The following is a 19,720-nucleotide window of genomic DNA, read 5'->3' on the forward strand; positions in this document are numbered from 1 at the left end:
ATGAAAACCCATACCAATTTGAGTGATATGGCTATTCCAGGATGGGATGCAAAATATGATGAAATTTTAAGGGAATTTGAATACAACAAAGAAAAAGACTTTGAATCAGCCAAGATCTTAAATTCTGTTTTAACAGAATCAAATACAGAAAATAAAATTTCTAACCTAATTAGAGGAAAAACAATATTTGTAATTGGTTCAGGACCATCACTATCAACTTCAATTTCAAAGTTAAAGTTATTTGAAAAATCTATAAAAATTGCCGCAGATAGTTCGGTGAAATATTTGATTGAAAATGGAATAAGACCAAATATCATCGTGACAGATTTGGATGGAGATTTAGATGCCCTATCTAAATTAGCAAAGACAAAATCAATTTTTGTTGTACATGCACATGGAGATAATATAAAAAAAATTACAATTTCAAAAATTTTTACAAATTGTATAGGTACAACCCAAGGAAAAGAATTTAAAAAAATAAAAAATTATGGAGGTTTTACTGATGGAGACAGGGGGATTTTTTTAGCAAGTTATTTTGGAGCAAAAAGAATAATTTTATTTGGAATGGATTTTGGGAAAAGAATTGGAAGAATTTCTAACACAAAAACAATAGAAAGAGAAGTAAAAAAGAGAAAGTTAAAGAAAGCCGAATCGCTATTGGAATGGTTGTCTACTACCACAAAGACAGAATTAATTACAACATCAAGAGCGATACCAGGATTTAGAAAAATAACATACAAAGAACTAGATGAATTAGACATCTAGAATGAATTTAATACCCACAGATTATTTAACAAAATATGAAGTTTTCAGAAGAGCAAATAAAAGACATCATTGCCTTGAAAGAGGATCTATTAGAACAGATCGATAAACACCATATTGAATTAGAAAAATTAGAAAAAAATCTTCTACTTTTGGATTTAGTTTTAAAAGAATCAAGTTTTACGAAAGCATCACAACTTACAAAGTCAACAAAAGATCAAAGTCCTAAGAAAGAGATTTCAGAGGAGTCATCTACCAAAAAAGTTATTCCAATAAAACAAGGAAATAACGGAAAAATATTGGCCAATGCCAACGTAACTGAAAAACAAGTATCCATACTCTTATCAGATGAGATAAAAGTAGATGCCAATACACCTCCGTTCAAGTCCTTCTTTCTAGACAGGATCATAGGAGAAATGAAAAAAAAGGATCTACAAGAGGTAAATGAGGGAAGGATTCAAAAAGACGCCATTATTGAGTGCATGATAAATAAAGAAGGTTCAGAGATGAAGGAGATCAACGTCAGAAATTATCGATACAAAGAAAGAGTCAATGAATTAATTAACACAGTAGGATGGTCATTGTCACGCATGTTAGAAAACACCAATAGGTGATTTAATGGATAAGATTTTTGTTTTAGATTTTGGATCGCAATATAGCCATTTAATTTGTAGAAGGATAAGGGAATTTTCAGTCTATGCAGAACTTGTTCCTTACAACATTAGTTTTGAAGAGTTAAAGAAACAAAACCCAAAAGGAATAATTTTTTCAGGTGGTCCATCAAGTGTTTATAACAAAGATGCACCGTTTCCTGAAAATAAAATTTTTGAAATGAAAATACCAATACTTGGAATTTGTTATGGACATCAGTTAATTGTAAATAATTTTGGAGGAAGAGTAAAAAGAGCAAATAAGGAATATGGATCATCATTACTAACAATAGACAACAACAAAAACCTTCTAAACGGAATAGGAGAATCAGTTAGAGCATGGATGAGTCATGGTGATGAAGCAGAAGAAATTCCGCCAGGCTTTGAAATTATAGGCCATACAGAAAATGCAAAGGCAGCAGCCATTGCATCAAATGATAAATCAATATTCGGAATACAATTTCATCCAGAAGTAATACATACAGAACAAGGAACTGAAATTCTAAAAAACTTTGTACTTAATGTATGTCAGACAAAACAAGATTGGACGATGGAGGGATTCATAGATGCATCAATGCAAAAACTTTCAACGATAGAAGGTAATGTCTTATGTGGAGTTAGTGGAGGGATTGACTCTACAGTAGCTGCATTATTAATTCATAGGGCAATAGGAGACAGACTCAAATGTATTTTTGTAGATAACGGCTTGTTGAGATTAAATGAAGAAAATGAGATTGAAGAGATGTTCAAGAATAATTTTAAGGTAAATTTTACAAAAGTTGATGCATCAGAAAAGTTTCTTGAAAAACTTCAGGGCATAACAGATCCTGAAAGAAAAAGAAAGATAGTAGGAGAAGAATTTGTCAAAGTATTCACTGATTTTGCAAAGGAAAATGCACCATTCAAGTGGTTAGCTCAAGGAACGCTTTATCCAGATGTAATTGAAAGTGGAATTTCAAAGGGTCCAGCATCCGTAATTAAATCACATCATAATGTAGGCGGATTACCAGATTGGTTGGATTTAGAGATTTTGGAACCATTAAGAGATCTATACAAAGACGAGGTTAGAAAAATAGCAAAAATTTTAGGAGTTCCAGAAAAACTATACATGAGACATCCTTTCCCAGGTCCAGGACTTGCAGTTAGAATAATTGGAGAAATAACTCCTTCAAAATTAGAAATGGCAAAAATATCAAGCAAAATTGTAGAAGATGAATTATTGGAAGCAAATCTGTATCATAAGGTTTGGCAGGCATATGCAGCAGTTGGAGACGACAAAGCAGTAGGAGTAGTAGGAGACGAAAGAAAATATGGCAATATTGTAATGATTCGAGTAGTTGACTCAATAGATGCAATGACAGCTGATTGGACCCGACTTCCACACGATTTACTTGAAAAGATTAGCAACAGAATAACAAATGAAATAGAAAACGTTACATGGGTGACGTATGCCGTTTCAAGTAAACCACCTGCAACAATAGAGCCTCAATAGTGATAAAAATGCAATACGAAAAAATCTGCGACAAAATTCTTGAATGTGATGATAAAATTAGATATGTGGGGATTTATGATTATGGAGAATTATATGATAAGATGAGACCGGGATTAACAAGTTATCTTACACGTGAAGAAACAGAAACTTCACTATCTCAAGCAATATACCGATGGGCAACACGTAAAAAAACCACGGAAAAAATTGGAAAACCTGTTTTTGCATTAGCAAAATATGAGAAAATTTTTAGGATGACCATTCCTATTACAGGAGCTGGTTTAGTTATAATCAGTACAGAATTAGATGTAGACATAAACGAAATTGCAGATAAAGTTACAAAAGTTTGCAATACATACTCTGAGATGGAATAGACATGGAATTTCATGTTTTTGACACGTACGTAAAATCAAAACACGGGCACACAATGCATTTTGATGTTGTTACTGACGAGTCCGATGTAAACAAGGCAATATTATTTGCAAAAGAATGGTTAAGATCTGTGGGGGAAGAAGATGCAATAGTTTCCACAAAAGAATGTAGATTTTGTCATACAGAGTCAGTTCCAGATGATGTCGAGATAGAGATAATGACGAATGGTTATTTTATTTCTAAGTTAGATGGGTGCCCTGAATAATTAAATCAGAAGAGCTGCACCAAACACACCAGCAGAGTCTCCCAATTTGTTTTTTAAAATTGGTGTATCAATTGAATCAGAAAATACCTTTTCATATACTGAATCTTTTCCTTCCGTATACAAGAAATCAATATTAGATAAACCACCACCAATTACAATCACATCAGGATCTAGAATATCAATGACATTAGCAACACCATAACCAAAATTTTCTAAAAATTCTTCACGCCATTTTACACTTTTTTCATCATACTCAAAATTATAGAGAATTTCAGAAAGTGTTTGGGATTTTCCAGTTAATGTATACCAATATTTTTCTAAAGATGGTCCACTAAGATAAGTTTCAACACAGCCATTTTTGCCACAATAACAAGGATGACCATTTTGATGCAAGGTATGATGTCCCCATTCGCCAGAAATATGATTCCGTCCGGAATGTAGTTTCCCATCTACAACTATTCCTCCACCTACACCAGTGCCCATGATTATACCAAAAACAACACCATACCCTTGTGCAGATCCAAATTTACTTTCAGCTAAAGCAAAACAATTTGCGTCATTTTCCAATGATATGTCCAGATTTAACATATTTTCCAGATCTTCCTTGATAGATTTGCCAATTAGACATTGGGTATTACTATTTTTTATCAAACCTGTTTGTTTAGAAATAGTCCCAGGGGTACAAATTCCAAGCGTATAATCGGAAATATTTACAGAAATATCTGAAACTAATGATGAAATAGCAGTAAGAATATTATCATAATTATCACTTGGGGTCGGGACTCTTTTTCTGTCAACAACATTAGAGGATTCATCAATTAAAATGACCTCTATTTTAGTACCACCCAGATCAACTCCTATTTTATACAATATTTTATTGTAGAAAATATACTGCTTAAATCTTAAATAAATTATCCCATTGGAGGCATTCCGCCGCCACCGCCACTAGGACCACCCGATACGGCAATTACATCATCAATTCTAAGAATCATACATGCAGCTTCTGTTGCGGACTTTACAATTTGTTCTTTGACTGCAACTGGTTCTACAACATCAATAGATAGCATGTCAGCAATCTTTGTATTTCTAGCATCAATACCAGTCCATTTACGACCTTGATTCTGTTTTGCTCTTAAATTAGCCATGGTGTCAATTGGATCCATTCCGGCATTTTCAGCTATGGTTAAAGGAATAGTCTCTAATGCTTCAGCATATTTTTTTATTGCAAGTTGTTCTCTTCCATCAAAATTATCTGCCCAATCCTTTAGCTGTGATGCAGCAAAAGATTCTGGAGCACCGCCTCCCGCCACAATTTCAGGTTTTTCTATGACATCTTTTACTACCATCAAAGAATCATGAATTGAACGGTCTACTTCATCAATAACTCTTTGAGAGCCACCTCGGATTAACAATGTTACCGACTGTGGATGTTTACAACCTTCAATGAAGACCCATTTATCAGATTCAACTTTTTTCTGATGGGCCAAATCAGAGATTCCAAGATCTTTGTCAGAAAGATCATCAAGATTACTAATAACACGACCACCAGTTGCCTTTGATAGTTTTATCATGTCGCTTTCTTTAACACGTCTGACAGCCATGATTCCATGTTTTGCCAAATAGTGTTGAGCAATATCATCAATACCCTTTTGACAAATCAGTACGTTGGCTCCTATGTCATGTAATTTGTCAACCATGTTTTTTAACATCCTATTTTCTTCTTCCAAGAACATTTGCATTTGAGTTGGATCAGTAATTCTAATTTCGGAACTCATTTCAGTTTTTTCTATTTCTAATGCAGAGTTTACCAAGGCGATGCGTGCTTTTTCAATCTTTGTAGGCATTCCGCTATGAACTATTTCTTTATCCAGAACAATTCCTTTTACAATTTGGGTGTCCTGAATTGATCCGCCAGCCTTCTTTTCAACTTTGATATTTTCTAAATCAATCGTGTAATTATCACCTTTTTTAGTAGCGATGCTAAGAATTGCATCAACAACAATTTTTGATAAAATGTCACTGTCTTCTGAAATTAATTTTGATTGCATACTGGTTGTAGCAATCTTAAGAAGAGATTCTTTATCATCAGCAGTGATTTTCTTTGATAGTTCTGAGTAAATTTCAAGGGTTTTTTCTGCGGCATTTTGATAACCCTCAACAATGGTAGAAGAATGCACATCTTTTTTTAGTAATTCTTCAGCTTTTGCCAGTAACGCACCACCAAAAACAACAGAAGAAGTGGTTCCATCGCCAACTTCATTATCTACAGTTTTAGAAATTTCAACCATCATTTTGGCTGCAGGATGTTGAACATCAATTTCTTTGAGAATTGTAGCGCCATCATTAGTAATTGTAACGTCACCTAACGAGTCAACTAGCATTTTATCCAGTCCACGAGGTCCTAAACTACTGCGTACTAATTCAGAGACTAGTTTTGCTGCAGCAATGTTATTTTGTTGGGCGTCTTTGCCTTTTTGTTGTAAAGCACTCTCTTTGAGAACTAAAACAGGTCCATTTGGTCCTTGTTGAATTGATGCCATTAAGATTCAGCTTCAACTCGCGTAAACCCCCTTTTTAACATTACTTAGTAGATCGGGGGGATATATTGTCTTTTTTTCACATCAATAATTCCACTTGATAAGATTCTAACAGAAGGCAACGCAAGGAACGGCAAAAACAGTGGAAGCAAATGAGGTCTGTCAAACTTGCATCCAAGATCAACTATAGTATTGTTAATTTTTTCAAAATCAGATAAAGTTTTTTCAAAGGATGAAGTAGAAATGATTCCTCCAAATGGCAGAAACAAAGACGCTAAAAGTTTACCAGATCTAACCACTGCCAATCCTCCTTGATTCTTTATGAGATGATTAGAAGCAATAGCCATATCAGATTCATTAGAACCAATTACAATCAGATCGTTTTCATGAAAGCTCCAAGTAGAAGCAAACGCACCAATGTCAGCTCCAAAGTTTTCAAGAAAGCCGACAGAATGTTGATTTTTTTGATTTGTTCTATCAAACGCTGCAACCTTCCAGATATCAGAATCCAGAGATGCAGTAACATTTCCATCTTTAACAGTTAACTCAGAAGAACCAATTTTGGTAATTATTTCAGTTTGCATAGAAATAGTATTTGCCATTACATTTTCTTTTTTAGATTTAATCATAAAATCACTTTTTGATAGTTTGTTTAGTTTGACGGTATTTTTTATCCAAGAGGGGATTGACTTTTTCTTTGGATTTTTTATGATACTGCCATTTGAGACAACAAGTTTGCCCCCAACAAAAACCATATTTGGTTTAAAGGATTTTAAATCATCAAAAATTAGAATATCGGCTAATTTCCCAGGAGCAACTCCCCCTAGATCTTTTCCCATATTATAATAGTCAAATGTATTTTTTGAAGCCATGCTTATAGCGTCAATTGGTTTTACCCCCAAGGATATTGCTTCACGGACACAATGATCAATATGACCAAATTTTTTGAGGTCTATCGGATCAAGCCCATCAGAGCAGAACATTAAACGATTTAGATATACATCATGCGACAAAACTCGTGGGATGATTTCTTTAAGATCACGTCTAATAGATCCTTCTCGAATCATAATCCACATACCTAATCGTAATCTCTCTAAGACTTGATCAAAGTTGATTGGTTCGTGGCAGGATAGAATTCCAGAAGAAACATAAGCATTGAGTTTCTTGTCACTTGCCCCTGCTGTATGCCCATTAATGATACAATCACATTCTAACATGTGAAAAAGAGACTTCATGGTTTTAGGTTCTCGAAGAGTTACCTTAGTCCATGAAAAAACTTCTCCAAGACCAAGGACATTGGAATTTTTTAGTGCAGCTTTTTCTTGTGACAATGAAAGATGTTTACTGTGACTAAATTTTGCATCAACTGGAAGACCGCCTGGAACCACCTGAAAAATTCTAATTGGCAAGTCATTTCCCAGACGAAGAAATTCTTGGAACCCCTTGTAACCTGCCACACTTACAATGTCGATTGGATCAGAAAAAAGAGATGTAACACCACAGAGAAGGGCCTGTTTAGCAAATTCAGATGGTAATACAAATTGATCAATGTGTAGATGAGGATCAGCAAACCCAGGACTGACGTATTTGTTATTTACATCAATAACTTTGGTTTTAGGTCCAATTGTATGTGATGCGTCGGATCCAATATATGCAATTCTGTCCCCAACAATAGCAACATCCGTTTCTGGAATAACTTCTCTAGTGTAGACAGATAATAATTTACAGTTTTTTAGAATAAGATCGGCTTTTTTGTCGCCCATAGCTACGGAATTTAATGATTCTATGGATTTAGACAGGACCGAAGTCATGTTTTTAGGTAAATCTTGTGCCTATTATAGATTCAATGCTTAAATTACGGTGAAAAAAGTTTTGTTCATATGAATATTCCCAAGGTGATCCGAAAGTACTGTGCAAAATGCAAGACACACACAGAACAAAAGGTCTCCATTTACAAGGCTGGAAAAAGACGTGGTTCTGCAAGAGGAGAACGTCGTCATGCAGAACGTAAGCAGGGATACGGAGGTCAGAAATTTCCAAAACTTGCAAAACCAGCCAAGGTTACAAAGAAGGTCACCCCAATTATGACCTGTAGTGTATGTAAGAAGAAATACAATAAACCAGGCATTAGAATAAAAAAGTTTGAGTTGGTGGCAGCATGAAGAAAGATCATATTGAAATTCCAAAACCTTCCAGTAAATTTCAAAAAGTTAACTGCAGTGAATGCGGTGAAGTGCAAGTGGTTTATTCACATGTTTCTACGTCAGTAGCTTGTAATTCTTGCGGCAATACAATTGCTGAAGCAACTGGATCCAAAGCAAAGATTAATGGCAAAATATCAGGTAGTGCCGAGTAGATCATAATCATATTTTGTGTTTAAGTTAAGAGCAATTCTTTTGTCATCATTTATGATAAAGTGTTCTTGTATATTATCAAGAGATTCTATATGTTTAGAATTAACCAGAGATATTCCTGTAAAATGACAATCTTGATTTTCAAAACTAATGGAATTCTCAGATTTGATGCCAAGTCCTTTCAAGAATTTGTTTGTTACAAGAAAACTTGTCCAGATATTTTTAGAATTGTATTGACCAACAAGATCAGATATTATTTGTGCATCTAAAAGTGGTAAATCTCCAGAAGTAACAAAAACAACATCTTCAAGAGATTGAAGTACGTAGTTTAGATCTTCAACATATCCATTTCCAGAAGTATCAAGAATTTCAATTCCGGTATTTTCTAACATTTCTTTTGTTTTTGGAGCGTTACAACTGGTGGCTGCCAATACTCGTGAGAAGTGTTTTGAATTGGTAAGAGATTCAATCACATGTGAAATCACATGATTTTTGTATTTGAGCAATAGTTTTTCGCCATTTAGATTCATACGAGTACCTTTACCCCCAGCCATGACAAGTGCAATCATATCGACACAAATACCATCAGTGAAGCCAGTCTTGTAAGTTCGTTAGTAGCACCAAGAACATCTCCTGTGATCCCACCAAAACTACGTGAAGACAATAAAATTATGAAGATTGTTAAAATCAATGCGGCACCAATCATTGCTAATCCAATTGTACCACCTACTAGAATCACAGGGATCACCATAAGAACAGAAGCAATTGTTAATTTTCGCTTATCTTTCATGAGATTCACAAAAGGAGAATTGGAACCTAAAGAAGCCGATTTCCCAATAGAGGCCATGAATACCATAGAGAATTTAGCAAGAATTTCACTAATCAAAATTGCCTTGAACAGATCAATACCAGAAGTAAGAGACAGAGTAATGATCAGTCCAACCAGATATAGCACAATTCCAACTATACCAGCAGAACCCGTAGAAACATCTTTCATTGCACTGAGTTTTTTTTCTTTAGTTCCCTTTACCATAAGCCCATCTGAAAAATCGGCTAAACCGTCAGAGTGATGGATTCCAGTGATTATTGCAATTGAGGCAACTACTAACAAACTGACAAGTAATGGATCTAAGATAAAGGATAAACCAAATCCTAAGGAGCCGACTAGAAGCCCAATTACCAATCCAACAACGGGGAAGAAATACATGTACTTTGCAATTGTTTCAAGTTGTGCATTAGATGATGGAAGTATTGTTAAAAATGAGAAAATTGAACCGATTTCTCTAAGCATAAAACCACCATCCAATACTTGACAAAATGAAAATAATTGGAATAACTACAATGCCAAAGAACAAAATGCAAGATAGTTTCATCATTTTAATTGCAGAAAATACATGGTTTTCATTTAACATTGTGTTGCCATTACCTAATTTGTAATGGTCTATTTTTTCAAAAGTTATTTCAAGAGCACCTGCAAGTGCGGCCATTGGATATCCAGCATTTGGGCTTTCAGTATTGCTACCATCTCTGGACATAATCGAGTATGATTCTTTCCAATTTTTACGCATAATAAGAGCAGAGAGAACTAAAACTAATCCTGTTAGTCTAGATGGAACATAATTCAAAATAGTATCACAGAATGCTGTAAACCATCCGAGATTTCTAAAAATCTTATTTTTATATCCAATCATCGAATCAGCAGTATTAACCACTCTATAGATAAAGGCACCGTATAAACCAAAAAACGCATAATAGAAAATAGGACTAGTAATACCATCTACAATATTTTCACTTAAGCTTTCTAGCACACCTGACAAAATATGATTTCTGTCTAAATTTTTAGTATCTCTTTTTACAATCATGGAGAGATTTGATCTGGCCATGTCAAGATTGTCTTGTGAAATAGATCTTAGAACAGCAAGTGCATGTTGCTCCATTCCACGAATTGCTAGTGTACTTTTAAGTAACAATCCACTTGCAATAATAAAAACAATCAAAGAAAGATAATCTATTGAAATCAAAGAAATCCCAAGATCAAAAAGTAGAAGAGAGAAAATTACAACACACGAGGTTGTAACAATTATGAAAATTCCCCCCAATTTCTCAACTAAAGGATTCTCATGTTTTGCTAACAGAGTAAATTTTGCAATAATTATTCCAATCCACGCAGTTGGATGAAATTTATTTTTTGGATCTCCAAATAATAAGTCGATAGATATAGCAAACCCAACAACAATTATTGATTCAATTATCATTTGAGCATCTTCTCTATTGATTTAATGTCTATGTTTGACTTTACAATTCTTGCTAAATCATCCAGTTCATTATTTATTTTTAAAATTCTTTTTTTGGTCCACGAATAATTTTTAGGTTTAGAATTAAGAGAATCTTCTTCTGGTAAAGTTACTTCAATTTTTGGAATTATACCTAAAACAGGTAAATTTGTAATTTTTTTAATTTTACTTATACCAAGCTTCAATATTGTTTTATCACCTCGAAATTTATTAAAAATAAAACCTTTGACGAGTTCTTGATGTTTTTTTTCAAGTAATTCCATGGTGCCGACCAGACTTGCAAAAGAACCACCCTTGTCAATATCAGATACAAGCAAAACAGAAGCATTTGCTTTTTGTGCAATTTTCATATTTGCAATATCAAATTTTTGCAAATTGATTTCGGCAGGTGAGCCAGCCCCCTCTAAAATTAGAAAATCATATTTTTTTTGTAAGATTTTTAACGATTGATAAGCAGATTTTATGCCCAGTGTATTGACAAATTTTTCATAATATTTTTTTGCATGCATTTTTTTGTAAGGTATGCCATTTAGATAGACCGTACTGTAGTAGTTTCCCAAAGGCTTGAGCAGGATAGGATTCAGCTCAGGAGAAATATCACATCTAGCTGCAATGGCTTGAATAGCTTGTGCCCTTGAAATTTCAAAGTCAGAAGCCACATATGAGAAATTTGACATGTTTTGTGATTTGAATGGAGCTACACTATAACCTTCATTTGAAAAAATTCTACATAAAGCAGCAACCAATATTGTCTTTCCTACGCCAGAGGCGGTTCCCTGAATCATTAGAGACTTCATTTTATAGCCTCTAATGCTTTTACAAGTAACATATTTTCTTTATGAGATTTTACAGCTATCCGAATGAAATGATTATCTAAATTTCTAAAGTTTTTGCAATCACGGATCAGAATATGCTTTTTCAATAATTTTTTTTGAATTTCAGTAGAATCAATTTTTGTTTTAATTAGGATAAAATTAGTAGATGAATCAATGCAATCAAATCCATTGATTTTGGAAATATTTTTTTTTAGATATGATAATTCTTTTTTAATTAGTAATTTAGAATTTTTGAGATGAGATTTATCATCAATGGCAATCACTCCTGCTATTTCTGCAAGAGAATTTACGCTCCATGGAATCTTAATTTTTTCCAATATTGTAATTATTTTTTTTGATCCCACACCATACCCAACTCTTAGACCAGGAAGGCCGTAGGATTTTGTTAAGGAACGTAATACGAAAAGGTTATCATATTTTTTTACATAGGATACTATGGATTCATTTACGTCGGGAACTAATTCAATAAAGCATTCATCAACAAAAACAATTGAAGATAATTTTTTTGCAGATTCAACTATGGTTAGTAGTTGAGTTTTCGACAAGAGTTTTCCTGTAGGGTTATTTGGATTACAAATAAAAATACAGCCATTTTTTGGAATGCTTGAAAGAAAAGAATCAACATCATTAGACAAATTCATTGTTTTAAAATAAGATATTTTGGAGTCATTAAGTCTAGAAGCATTCTCATATTCTTGGAATGTTGGAATAGGGATCAATACTTTTGTATTTTTAGATAGAAACGCATAGCAGAAATTATAGATTATTTCAATTGCTCCATTTCCAACTATAATATTGTGTTTTGGTACACGCAGGTATTTTTGTAAGCTTGAATGAAGTTTGCGTGAATGAGAATCAGGATATTGTTCAATTTCAACGAGATTTTTTTTTAGAGCTGTTTTTATAGATGATGGCATTCCATTTGGGGCAATATTTGAGCTGAAATCCACAATATGTCGATCTCGGTGTTTTCTAGATTTTAGACCCCCGTGAATTATTGGCACATGTCTAATTATAGAGGATTTTGTGTGGATTTTCACAATTTGAAATAGGAATAGGCGATTTAGTATGTTTTGATAATTCTAAAAACGATTATTAATTGTGCTTAGCAATTACCTACAATGGATAAGAAAAGAGTTGCCATTATAGGGGTTACAGGTTCAGTAGGCCAGGAATTTGTACAGTCATTGGACAATCATCCATGGTTTGAAGTAACCCAAATTGCAGCATCAGAGAGGTCTGCGGGGAAAAAGTACCTTGATGCGATCAGAGATGCAAATGGCATCATTGCTTGGGATGTTGGCGGAGAGGTTCCAGATTACATTAAAGAAATTAAAGTTAGAACAATAGACGAACTAGACACATCCGAATTAGACTTGGTGTTTTCTGCAGTTGAATCACAAGCAGCCAGAGACATTGAGACAAAAATGGCAGCAGAGATTCCAGTTATTTCTACTAGTTCTGCTTATAGATATGAAGAAGATGTACCCATACTAATTCCCGGAATTAATGATGATCAAATGGAATTACTCGAGACTCAAAAAAAGAATAGAAATTGGAAAGGGTGGGTAGCTCCTTTGCCAAATTGTACAACAACAGGATTAGTAATCACGTTAAAACCATTACTTGAAAAATATGGTGCAAAGAAGGTGATGATGACTTCTATGCAGGCAATTTCTGGAGGAGGCAAGTCAGGAGTTTCGGCAATGGGAATTACAGACAATATACTTCCATACATTCCAAAAGAAGAAGGAAAAGTAAAACTTGAAGCCAGAAAGATATTAGGAAAATTAAAAGATGGAAAAATTGAAGATGCAGATATTAGAATTAGTTGCACATGTACTAGGGTTCCAGTAATAGATGGACATACCGAATCAGTTTTTGTAGAAACAACAGAACAAGTAGATCCACAGAAAGCAAAAGAAACCTATGATCAATACAATAAAGAAATATCAGTTGCAAATCTACCATCTGCTCCAGAAAAGTATTATGCATTTCACGAAGATCCAACAAGACCTCAACCAAGAATGGAGAGAACTGTTGGTGATGGAATGACCACTACAATAGGACGTGTGGAAAAAGAAGAATTGTTTGAAAATGGGCTAAAATACATGCTATTTTCACATAATAAGAAGATGGGTTCTGCAAAGGGCGCAGTTTTGTTAGCAGAAATGCTATACAAAAAAGGTAAAATCTAGGTTATTTTTGCAAATTTTACAATAATAACTTTATAAGAACCAGAAATCTAGATCGACCGGGTGTTTTGAACGGCAAAAGTCGATAATCTAGATTTGCAAATCTTATCAGAATTATCAAATGACGCATCTATTTCTGTACCAAGACTATCAAAAAAAATCAATGTAAATTCTTCAGTTGTTTATTCAAGAATCAAAAGACTAGTCAAAAGAAAACTCATTGAGCGTTTTACAATAGTCGTTAATGACATAGAATTAGGTTACAATGTCAAAGCGTTGACTGGAATCAACATGGACACAAAAAAAAGAGATCACATAATTGAAGAATTATTCAAGATTGAAGGGGTTAGAGAAGTCGCTGAAGTTACAGGAAGATTTGATATTCTTGTGACTATGTATTCAAAATCACTGGATCAGATGCACAAAATAGTATCTGAGAAAATTGGGAGGATTGAGGGGATTCAATCTTCAGAGTCATTTATTGAGATGAAATCAAGAAATAAACCAATGCCATATATGCCATCCAAGGATAGTGAAAAATAATGCAAAAACAAAAGACAGAATCTCGTATTGCAGTATATTATGAACTAACAAAGCCTAAGATATGGTATTTGCTTGTGTTTACTGCCTTTGGTGCGGCGTTAACTGCATCGAATATTTACGACATTGAGCTATCACTCTCAACATGGGCATTAATGCTATTCTCAGTAGCTGCGGGTTCTGCAGCTGCAAACACACTGACAAATTATCATGATCGAGATATTGACGCAATAATGGAAAGGACAAAAAATAGACCGTTGCCCTCAAAAAGAATCTACCCTGCAGTTAAAGGTAGAAATTTTGGTTTAGTATTGGCAGGAATTTCACTGGTATTAGCCTTTGCAATTTCATTTACTACAACTTTAGAACAAGGTGCATGGACAACTGCATTTATCGCATTTGGATTATTAAACAATGTTCTGGTTTACTCGTATGCATTAAAGCGTAATTCAAGAACAAACATAATCTTAGGTGGATTATGTGGTGGTTCTCCTCCAATGATAGGTTGGGTGGCAGTAACCATGTCAGATTTATGGACAATGGGTTTAGCAATGGCAGGACTAGTGTTTATTTGGATTCCAATGCATATTTGGGCCTTAACATTACATTTCAAAGACGATTACAACAAGGTGAACGTACCAATGCTTACTGCGGTACAATCTGAGAAAACCTCAGCTAGAGCAATTGCAGGATCTACAGTTGTCATGGTGTTATTTTCCATAGCTCCATTTTTCATAACAACAGAAAATGGGGATAGTATGGTAGGTGGTGTTTATCTATGGACTGCGATTGCTTCAGGACTACTAATGGTTGGACTATCAATATGGGTAATTGCCAAGCCAATGGAGAAGGCATCATGGACTTTGTTTAAATTTTCGAGTCCATATTTGGCAGTGTTGTTCATTGCCTTAATGGTAGATTCAGCGTTATAACAGACTTGATTTATCATCAAGACTGTTGAGTTCTTTGGTAATTTCAGAATGTTGTTTAACTAATTCATCAAGCTCTTGTTTGATTGTATCATCATTCCAATTGGAGGTAATCAAATTAGTTAGTTTTGCAACTATACTCCACTGCAAATTATTTTGGGTATCAATTAATTCAAGAAAATGTTTTCCTTTTTCATCATCGTTCATAGTTTCTTAAATAAACACAATGATAAAAATCTAGTAATAGGTAATAGTATAATTTCAAAATTTTATTAGACACTAGGAGAAGGTAATTTATTGAAATGCAGTATTTCTGAGTGCAAAATGCAAGCAATTCAGACAGTAGAGATTAGTTTTCGTGAAACACGAAATTTGTGTAAGAAGCATTACAATATCTTTAAAACTAAAAATGAGGAATATCCCATTAATTTTACCAAAGCTTCAAAAATTTAAGTGAAGCAGAATTATTTAATTTAGATTTTGAAAAGTTTAACATCTACTAAGATAAAGTTATTTCATGTCTGTTAATAAAAAAAGAGCTACCAAAAAAATAACAAAAAAACCCATAACTAAGAAAAAAAAGCAGACAAGAACAGCAAGTAAAAAACCAGAATTTGAGAAAGCATGGAAAGATTATAACTATGCTTTAACAGGTTGGAAAGAATCTCTTGCACAATGGCAAAAAGCCACAAACGAGACTTTGATGACTTATCATGATGCCTGTCAAAAGGCTTTAGAATCAGACGCACAATTGTTAAAAAAAGTAAGTACTAGTTGGGAAAACACATGGGAAGAAATTGGTCCCGAATACATAAAACAACAAACAAAAATGATAGAGAATATTTTTAAAGAGACTAACATTAATTCGATAAAAAAATTCAATGAGGAATGGGAAAAATTTCTAAAAACATCTGGAGATGAATCAATCAAAGCATACCAAGAAGCTATTAAGAAATTTAATCAAGCATGGAAGTCAAACCAAATTTAATCAATTTAAAATAAAAATACAGATTTTATTTTAACTAAATCATATTAGAATGTAGAATATGAAGATTAACTAACATTTATTAATTTATTTTTCATATCTTCTTTTTTCTATTAAGAAACTTTTCAATAGTATCAAGTTGTTTCTGGTGTTTTTGAAGTATATTCGAGATACTTTTTTCATTTTTCTCAGAATCAAGAGTTTCAAGATTATCTTCTAATTTTTTATAAGCCAATGATTGTTCGCCGATATTATAAGATGACGAAAAAGTATCATGTAATTTTTCAATTCGATTTTTAAGATTATCTATATCAGGCAACTGTTCTGCAGTAGGTTCTTCTTCAACTGGTGTTGGTTCTGGTGTTGGTTCTGGTTCTGGAACAGATTCTAATTCTTGGATTTGTTTTTCTAGCTGTTTGATTTTTGCTAGCTGTTCTGCAGTAGGTTCTTCTTCAACTGGTGTTGGTTCTGGTGTTGGTTCTGGTGTTGGTTCTGGAACTAATTGTTGAGGTAATTCTTCACTAGATTCTTTTGGCAATGAACCTCTTGGACTGGAAGGTTCTGGTGTTGGTTCTGGTTCTGGAACAGATTCTAATTCTTGGATTTGTTTTTCTAGCTGTTTGATTTTTGCTAGCTGTTCTGCAGTAGGTTCTTCTTCAACTGGTGTTGGTTCTGGTGTTGGTTCTGGTGTTGGTTCTGGTGTTGGTTCTGGTGTTGGTTCTGGTGTTGGTTCTGGAACTAATTGTTGAGGTAATTCTTCACTAGATTCTTTTGGCAATGAACCTCTTGGACTGGAAGGTTCTGGTGTTGGTTCTGGTTCTGGAACAGATTCTAATTCTTGGATTTGTTTTTCTAGCTGTTTGATTTTTGCTAGCTGTTCTGCAGTAGGTTCTTCTTCAACTGGTTCAGAAATTAAAATTTCAGAAGGAATTGAAATTTCAGGTAGATCACCTAGAAAATCCAAATTAACCTTATTGTTGTCTATACGAAGATATGGATTCCCCTTAAGAGAGAAAATCCGGATTTTATTACCTTTTTTCCACGAATTTTTTGAACTGTAAATAGTAGTATAAACAAGTCCATTTTTAATATCGGAGGCAATTGTTAAACGATCTATTATGTCACCCAAACTAATTCCCTTTTCCGTATCCTGGTGTCGTTTGGCCGAAGAGATCAAATGATCAGAATCGTAATTTACTTCAGAAATTAAAAAATCTGCCCATTTATCCATTACAAGAAATATGGATTATTTTCTAGTAAATAAGCAGTGTTAATTAAAAAATTACCTCATAATTTGTAAATGCAACATGAAAAAACGAGACATTACTGGAAAAAGTAGAATTATAATTAGTGTAAAAAAGTTCAAAGAATGGAAATTTCAATCGAGCCTTGGAAAAAATTGATAATTCACGAAGTAATTGAATATGAGTTTGATGATTGGGTAAAACAGATAGCATTCAGTACACGTTCTTCCGGAGGAGCTATTCCTACAATGCAGTGGACTAATGGAATTGTATTTTCATCTGCAAATTTTCCAACTACCAATGCAACAGTAGAAGAACAATTGAAAGGGATTTTACATTGGTCATCAGTATCGTTTGCAATTAAAGAGAAATTTGAAAAACAAATAGTTAAAGAAAATGCAACAATAAATTTGGTAGATGTAAGCGTAAATCAGATTTTTAAAAAATTAGCTTCTAGTTTGAAAGAACAATCAAAAAATAAGAATTCTTCTAGACAAAATGGAAGTTGAGAGAGAAATTGAAAATTGTCAAGTATGTCTGGATAAACTAAAACAATATGATCCAGATCCATACTATGTCAGTTTTTTCTTTAATCAATATACCAATGCAATAGAGAACATCACAAATGGAATTATTGAGGAAGCAGACAGAGATTTTGGATTGTTTGTTCAGGGCAAAATTTCATATGAAACATTTCAAAAAAAAGCAAAATACAAAAATGATCTAAATGCAATTAAGTTTGCAGAGTGGTTTTTTGAAAAATATGAGGAAGAACATACAAATCTATATCCAAGCATCATGAGAAAAATATTAAATTTTAAAGAAACATTTCAAAAGATTCCCAGAATCAAATTAATGATTAAACCAAGAGAAAGATATGATGGAGACATTAACCATGAAATTAAAATAAATCAAAAACCAAACAAGAGAGAAAATTTGATGGTATATATTGATAAACAAATACCGTTGTTTTTAGAAATCATAAACTGCAAAAGAAATCAAAACAAACAATCTAAATTAAAAAAAAATCACACATATGCATCAGCATGTATAGATATTGAAGAACATAAAGACATTGATGTTTTTTACATGGCAGAGATTTATTTATTTACAATTCAACGATTTGTAAATGAGACTCGGATGAAAATAAAAAAGTTAACTAGCAAATAACCACCAAAAATTATAAAATAAAAAAACAATATTTCAATAAAACAAGCATGTCCTTATCTTAAAAAAATGCAAAAATAAAATAATAAAAATTTGATGTGTAATTAAAAACTAATTATGTTTTGGCCACATCGAATTCCAGGTATCGGCAAATTTTTTCATCATTTCTCCATAGGCTTGCATTTGTTCTAACCCAGAAGAGCTAAGAATTTTTTGCCAATTGTCGGCAAATTGCTTAAAGGAAGCGATATTTGCATCATTTAATGATTTTTGCCAGTTTTCATTAAATTCTTTGAAAGACTTTATTCCTGCTTCATTCATCGATTTTTGCCAGTTTTCACCAAACAATCTTAAAGTCTCAGCACTAGATTCCACAGTTGCTTTTTCCCATACTTCTTGGAATTTAGATTGCATGTCATTACTAGCTGCTTGGATTTGATCAAAGAGGGATTTCCAGTTTTCTAGAGATTTTGTATACTCTTCCCATAAAGAATCCCATCCTTCAGAGTGTACTTTTTCGGACATTAATTTAATGTCGGTTGTTATTGTTCTTAAGTAGATCTATACGTAACAAATTACTTTGTACGATTTTTGATTCGTTTATCCATTCTTGCTTTTCCTTCTTTAAACTTGATTCTGTCTTCATCTGTTTTAAGAGATAATTGTGGCACGTGTTTTGGTTTTCCATTGTTATCAAGGGCTACAAAAGTGACAAAAGCAGTTCCGGTAATGGTCCTAATCCCAGTTACTATGTCTTCAGCTTCGACTTTAACTTCAATCTCCATTGACGATTTATGAACATAGTTTATTCTTGCATTGAGTTTTAACACATTACCTACGAAAACAGGTTTTAAGAAAGTAACACTATCCATAGACACAGTTACAGCATTGGATTGAGAGTGTCGTTGTGCAACAATACCAGCTACCATATCAATATGTTTTAAAATTTCACCACCAAACACATTACCGGCAGGATTAGCATCAGAAGGAAACATCCTTACGATTACTTCTGCATTTGATTGAGATGGGCTCTTTTCGTGAATTTGGTGATTTTTCTCAGACATTTTAGATCTACTAGGATTGGTTCTCAAGCCAATTTAA

General features: G+C 33.5%; 25 protein-coding genes. 13 read left to right on the plus strand and 12 right to left on the minus strand.

The window, feature by feature from the left end:
* The 5 genes from ACOQN3_RS09380 to ACOQN3_RS09400 are packed head-to-tail and all read left to right on the plus strand — an operon-like array spanning position 1 to position 3,538.
* Entirely contained in the window at positions 1-765 is a 765-nt protein-coding gene (locus tag ACOQN3_RS09380; protein WP_420546194.1) for a 6-hydroxymethylpterin diphosphokinase MptE-like protein, read from the plus strand.
* A 35-nt stretch (positions 766-800) separates the two neighbouring features.
* Positions 801-1,376 carry a hypothetical protein gene (locus ACOQN3_RS09385; RefSeq protein WP_420546195.1) on the plus strand — a complete coding sequence of 192 codons (576 nt, stop codon included), beginning with the start codon at positions 801-803 and terminating at the stop codon, positions 1,374-1,376.
* Between the two features lie 4 nt (positions 1,377-1,380).
* Positions 1,381-2,904, plus strand: coding sequence for a glutamine-hydrolyzing GMP synthase (guaA, locus tag ACOQN3_RS09390; RefSeq protein ID WP_420546196.1), 1,524 nt, complete (start codon positions 1,381-1,383; stop codon positions 2,902-2,904).
* Positions 2,905-2,912: 8 nt separating this feature from the next.
* The gene (locus tag ACOQN3_RS09395; protein ID WP_420546197.1) at positions 2,913-3,275 is read left to right on the plus strand and encodes a hypothetical protein; all 363 of its coding nucleotides are present in this window, start codon (positions 2,913-2,915) and stop codon (positions 3,273-3,275) included.
* Positions 3,276-3,277: 2 nt separating this feature from the next.
* On the plus strand, positions 3,278-3,538 hold the full coding sequence (locus ACOQN3_RS09400) for a DUF2024 family protein (RefSeq protein ID WP_420546198.1): 261 nt from the start codon (positions 3,278-3,280) through the stop codon (positions 3,536-3,538).
* Here ACOQN3_RS09400 and ACOQN3_RS09405 read toward each other — a convergent pair whose 3' ends face one another.
* From ACOQN3_RS09405 to ACOQN3_RS09415, 3 genes are read right to left on the minus strand one after another with little or no spacing between them, the layout of a single operon-like run.
* Positions 3,539-4,411: an ROK family protein gene (locus ACOQN3_RS09405; RefSeq protein WP_420546627.1), complete on the minus strand. Its 873-nt coding sequence runs from the start codon at positions 4,409-4,411 to the stop codon at positions 3,539-3,541.
* A 38-nt stretch (positions 4,412-4,449) separates the two neighbouring features.
* The gene (thsB, locus tag ACOQN3_RS09410; RefSeq protein ID WP_420546199.1) at positions 4,450-6,078 is read right to left on the minus strand and encodes a thermosome subunit beta; all 1,629 of its coding nucleotides are present in this window, start codon (positions 6,076-6,078) and stop codon (positions 4,450-4,452) included.
* 44 nt (positions 6,079-6,122) lie between these two features.
* Positions 6,123-7,838: an adenine deaminase gene (locus tag ACOQN3_RS09415; RefSeq protein WP_420546628.1), complete on the minus strand. Its 1,716-nt coding sequence runs from the start codon at positions 7,836-7,838 to the stop codon at positions 6,123-6,125.
* A gap of 117 nt (positions 7,839-7,955) precedes the next feature.
* Between ACOQN3_RS09415 and ACOQN3_RS09420 the strand changes: the two genes are divergently transcribed.
* Together ACOQN3_RS09420 and ACOQN3_RS09425 are read left to right on the plus strand one after the other, a co-directional pair.
* Positions 7,956-8,237: a 50S ribosomal protein L44e gene (locus ACOQN3_RS09420; protein WP_420546200.1), complete on the plus strand. Its 282-nt coding sequence runs from the start codon at positions 7,956-7,958 to the stop codon at positions 8,235-8,237.
* Positions 8,234-8,431, plus strand: a complete 198-nt coding sequence (locus ACOQN3_RS09425) for a 30S ribosomal protein S27e (protein ID WP_420546201.1) — start codon at positions 8,234-8,236, stop codon at positions 8,429-8,431. Before ACOQN3_RS09420 ends, ACOQN3_RS09425 begins: the two co-directional genes overlap by 4 nt.
* On the opposite strand, the gene ACOQN3_RS09430 is transcribed toward ACOQN3_RS09425, so the two are convergent.
* From ACOQN3_RS09430 to ACOQN3_RS09450, 5 genes are read right to left on the minus strand one after another with little or no spacing between them, the layout of a single operon-like run.
* Entirely contained in the window at positions 8,414-8,998 is a 585-nt protein-coding gene (locus tag ACOQN3_RS09430; protein ID WP_420546202.1) for an NTP transferase domain-containing protein, read from the minus strand. The genes ACOQN3_RS09425 and ACOQN3_RS09430 overlap by 18 nt on opposite strands.
* Positions 8,995-9,720, minus strand: coding sequence for an adenosylcobinamide-GDP ribazoletransferase (cobS, locus tag ACOQN3_RS09435; RefSeq protein WP_420546203.1), 726 nt, complete (start codon positions 9,718-9,720; stop codon positions 8,995-8,997). The genes ACOQN3_RS09430 and cobS overlap by 4 nt, the downstream gene beginning before the upstream one ends.
* Positions 9,713-10,684, minus strand: a complete 972-nt coding sequence (locus tag ACOQN3_RS09440; protein ID WP_420546204.1) for a cobalamin biosynthesis protein — start codon at positions 10,682-10,684, stop codon at positions 9,713-9,715. Before ACOQN3_RS09440 ends, cobS begins: the two co-directional genes overlap by 8 nt.
* Positions 10,681-11,520, minus strand: a complete 840-nt coding sequence (locus tag ACOQN3_RS09445) for a cobyric acid synthase (RefSeq protein WP_420546205.1) — start codon at positions 11,518-11,520, stop codon at positions 10,681-10,683. The genes ACOQN3_RS09440 and ACOQN3_RS09445 overlap by 4 nt, the downstream gene beginning before the upstream one ends.
* Positions 11,517-12,599 (minus strand): pyridoxal phosphate-dependent aminotransferase, encoded by a 1,083-nt coding sequence (locus tag ACOQN3_RS09450; protein WP_420546206.1) that lies wholly within the window; start codon positions 12,597-12,599, stop codon positions 11,517-11,519. The genes ACOQN3_RS09445 and ACOQN3_RS09450 overlap by 4 nt, the downstream gene beginning before the upstream one ends.
* 81 nt (positions 12,600-12,680) lie before the next feature.
* Here ACOQN3_RS09450 and asd point away from each other — a divergent pair, with 81 nt between their 5' ends.
* The 3 genes from asd to cyoE all read left to right on the plus strand — a co-directional run bounded on the left by asd (position 12,681) and on the right by cyoE (position 15,226).
* Positions 12,681-13,757: an aspartate-semialdehyde dehydrogenase gene (gene asd, locus ACOQN3_RS09455; RefSeq protein WP_420546207.1), complete on the plus strand. Its 1,077-nt coding sequence runs from the start codon at positions 12,681-12,683 to the stop codon at positions 13,755-13,757.
* 93 nt (positions 13,758-13,850) lie between these two features.
* On the plus strand, positions 13,851-14,297 hold the full coding sequence (locus ACOQN3_RS09460; protein WP_420546208.1) for an Lrp/AsnC family transcriptional regulator: 447 nt from the start codon (positions 13,851-13,853) through the stop codon (positions 14,295-14,297).
* A complete protein-coding gene (gene cyoE, locus ACOQN3_RS09465) occupies positions 14,297-15,226 on the plus strand; it encodes a heme o synthase (RefSeq protein WP_420546209.1) in 930 nt (309 codons plus the stop codon). The genes ACOQN3_RS09460 and cyoE overlap by 1 nt, the downstream gene beginning before the upstream one ends.
* Here cyoE and ACOQN3_RS09470 read toward each other — a convergent pair.
* Positions 15,221-15,430: a hypothetical protein gene (locus ACOQN3_RS09470; protein WP_420546210.1), complete on the minus strand. Its 210-nt coding sequence runs from the start codon at positions 15,428-15,430 to the stop codon at positions 15,221-15,223. The genes cyoE and ACOQN3_RS09470 overlap by 6 nt on opposite strands.
* Before the next feature lie 310 nt (positions 15,431-15,740).
* On the opposite strand from ACOQN3_RS09470, the gene ACOQN3_RS09475 reads away from it, so the two are divergent.
* Positions 15,741-16,211, plus strand: coding sequence for a hypothetical protein (locus ACOQN3_RS09475; RefSeq protein ID WP_420546211.1), 471 nt, complete (start codon positions 15,741-15,743; stop codon positions 16,209-16,211).
* Between the two features lie 91 nt (positions 16,212-16,302).
* On the opposite strand, the gene ACOQN3_RS09480 is transcribed toward ACOQN3_RS09475, so the two are convergent.
* The gene (locus ACOQN3_RS09480; RefSeq protein WP_420546212.1) at positions 16,303-17,439 is read right to left on the minus strand and encodes a hypothetical protein; all 1,137 of its coding nucleotides are present in this window, start codon (positions 17,437-17,439) and stop codon (positions 16,303-16,305) included.
* Between the two features lie 138 nt (positions 17,440-17,577).
* Here ACOQN3_RS09480 and ACOQN3_RS09485 point away from each other — a divergent pair, with 138 nt between their 5' ends.
* Entirely contained in the window at positions 17,578-17,961 is a 384-nt protein-coding gene (locus ACOQN3_RS09485) for a hypothetical protein (RefSeq protein ID WP_420546213.1), read from the plus strand.
* Positions 17,951-18,622, plus strand: a complete 672-nt coding sequence (locus tag ACOQN3_RS09490) for a hypothetical protein (protein WP_420546214.1) — start codon at positions 17,951-17,953, stop codon at positions 18,620-18,622. The genes ACOQN3_RS09485 and ACOQN3_RS09490 overlap by 11 nt, the downstream gene beginning before the upstream one ends.
* A 108-nt stretch (positions 18,623-18,730) precedes the next feature.
* Here the strand turns inward: ACOQN3_RS09490 and ACOQN3_RS09495 are convergent, their stop codons facing one another.
* Together ACOQN3_RS09495 and ACOQN3_RS09500 are read right to left on the minus strand one after the other, a co-directional pair.
* Positions 18,731-19,144 carry a hypothetical protein gene (locus ACOQN3_RS09495; protein WP_420546215.1) on the minus strand — a complete coding sequence of 138 codons (414 nt, stop codon included), beginning with the start codon at positions 19,142-19,144 and terminating at the stop codon, positions 18,731-18,733.
* Positions 19,145-19,194: 50 nt separating this feature from the next.
* On the minus strand, positions 19,195-19,683 hold the full coding sequence (locus ACOQN3_RS09500) for an acyl-CoA thioesterase (RefSeq protein WP_420546216.1): 489 nt from the start codon (positions 19,681-19,683) through the stop codon (positions 19,195-19,197).
* Between the last annotated feature and the right edge of the window lie 37 nt (positions 19,684-19,720).

The organism is Candidatus Nitrosopumilus sp. (genome assembly GCF_965223225.1).
In the GTDB taxonomy this organism is placed as follows: domain Archaea; phylum Thermoproteota; class Nitrososphaeria; order Nitrososphaerales; family Nitrosopumilaceae; genus Nitrosopumilus.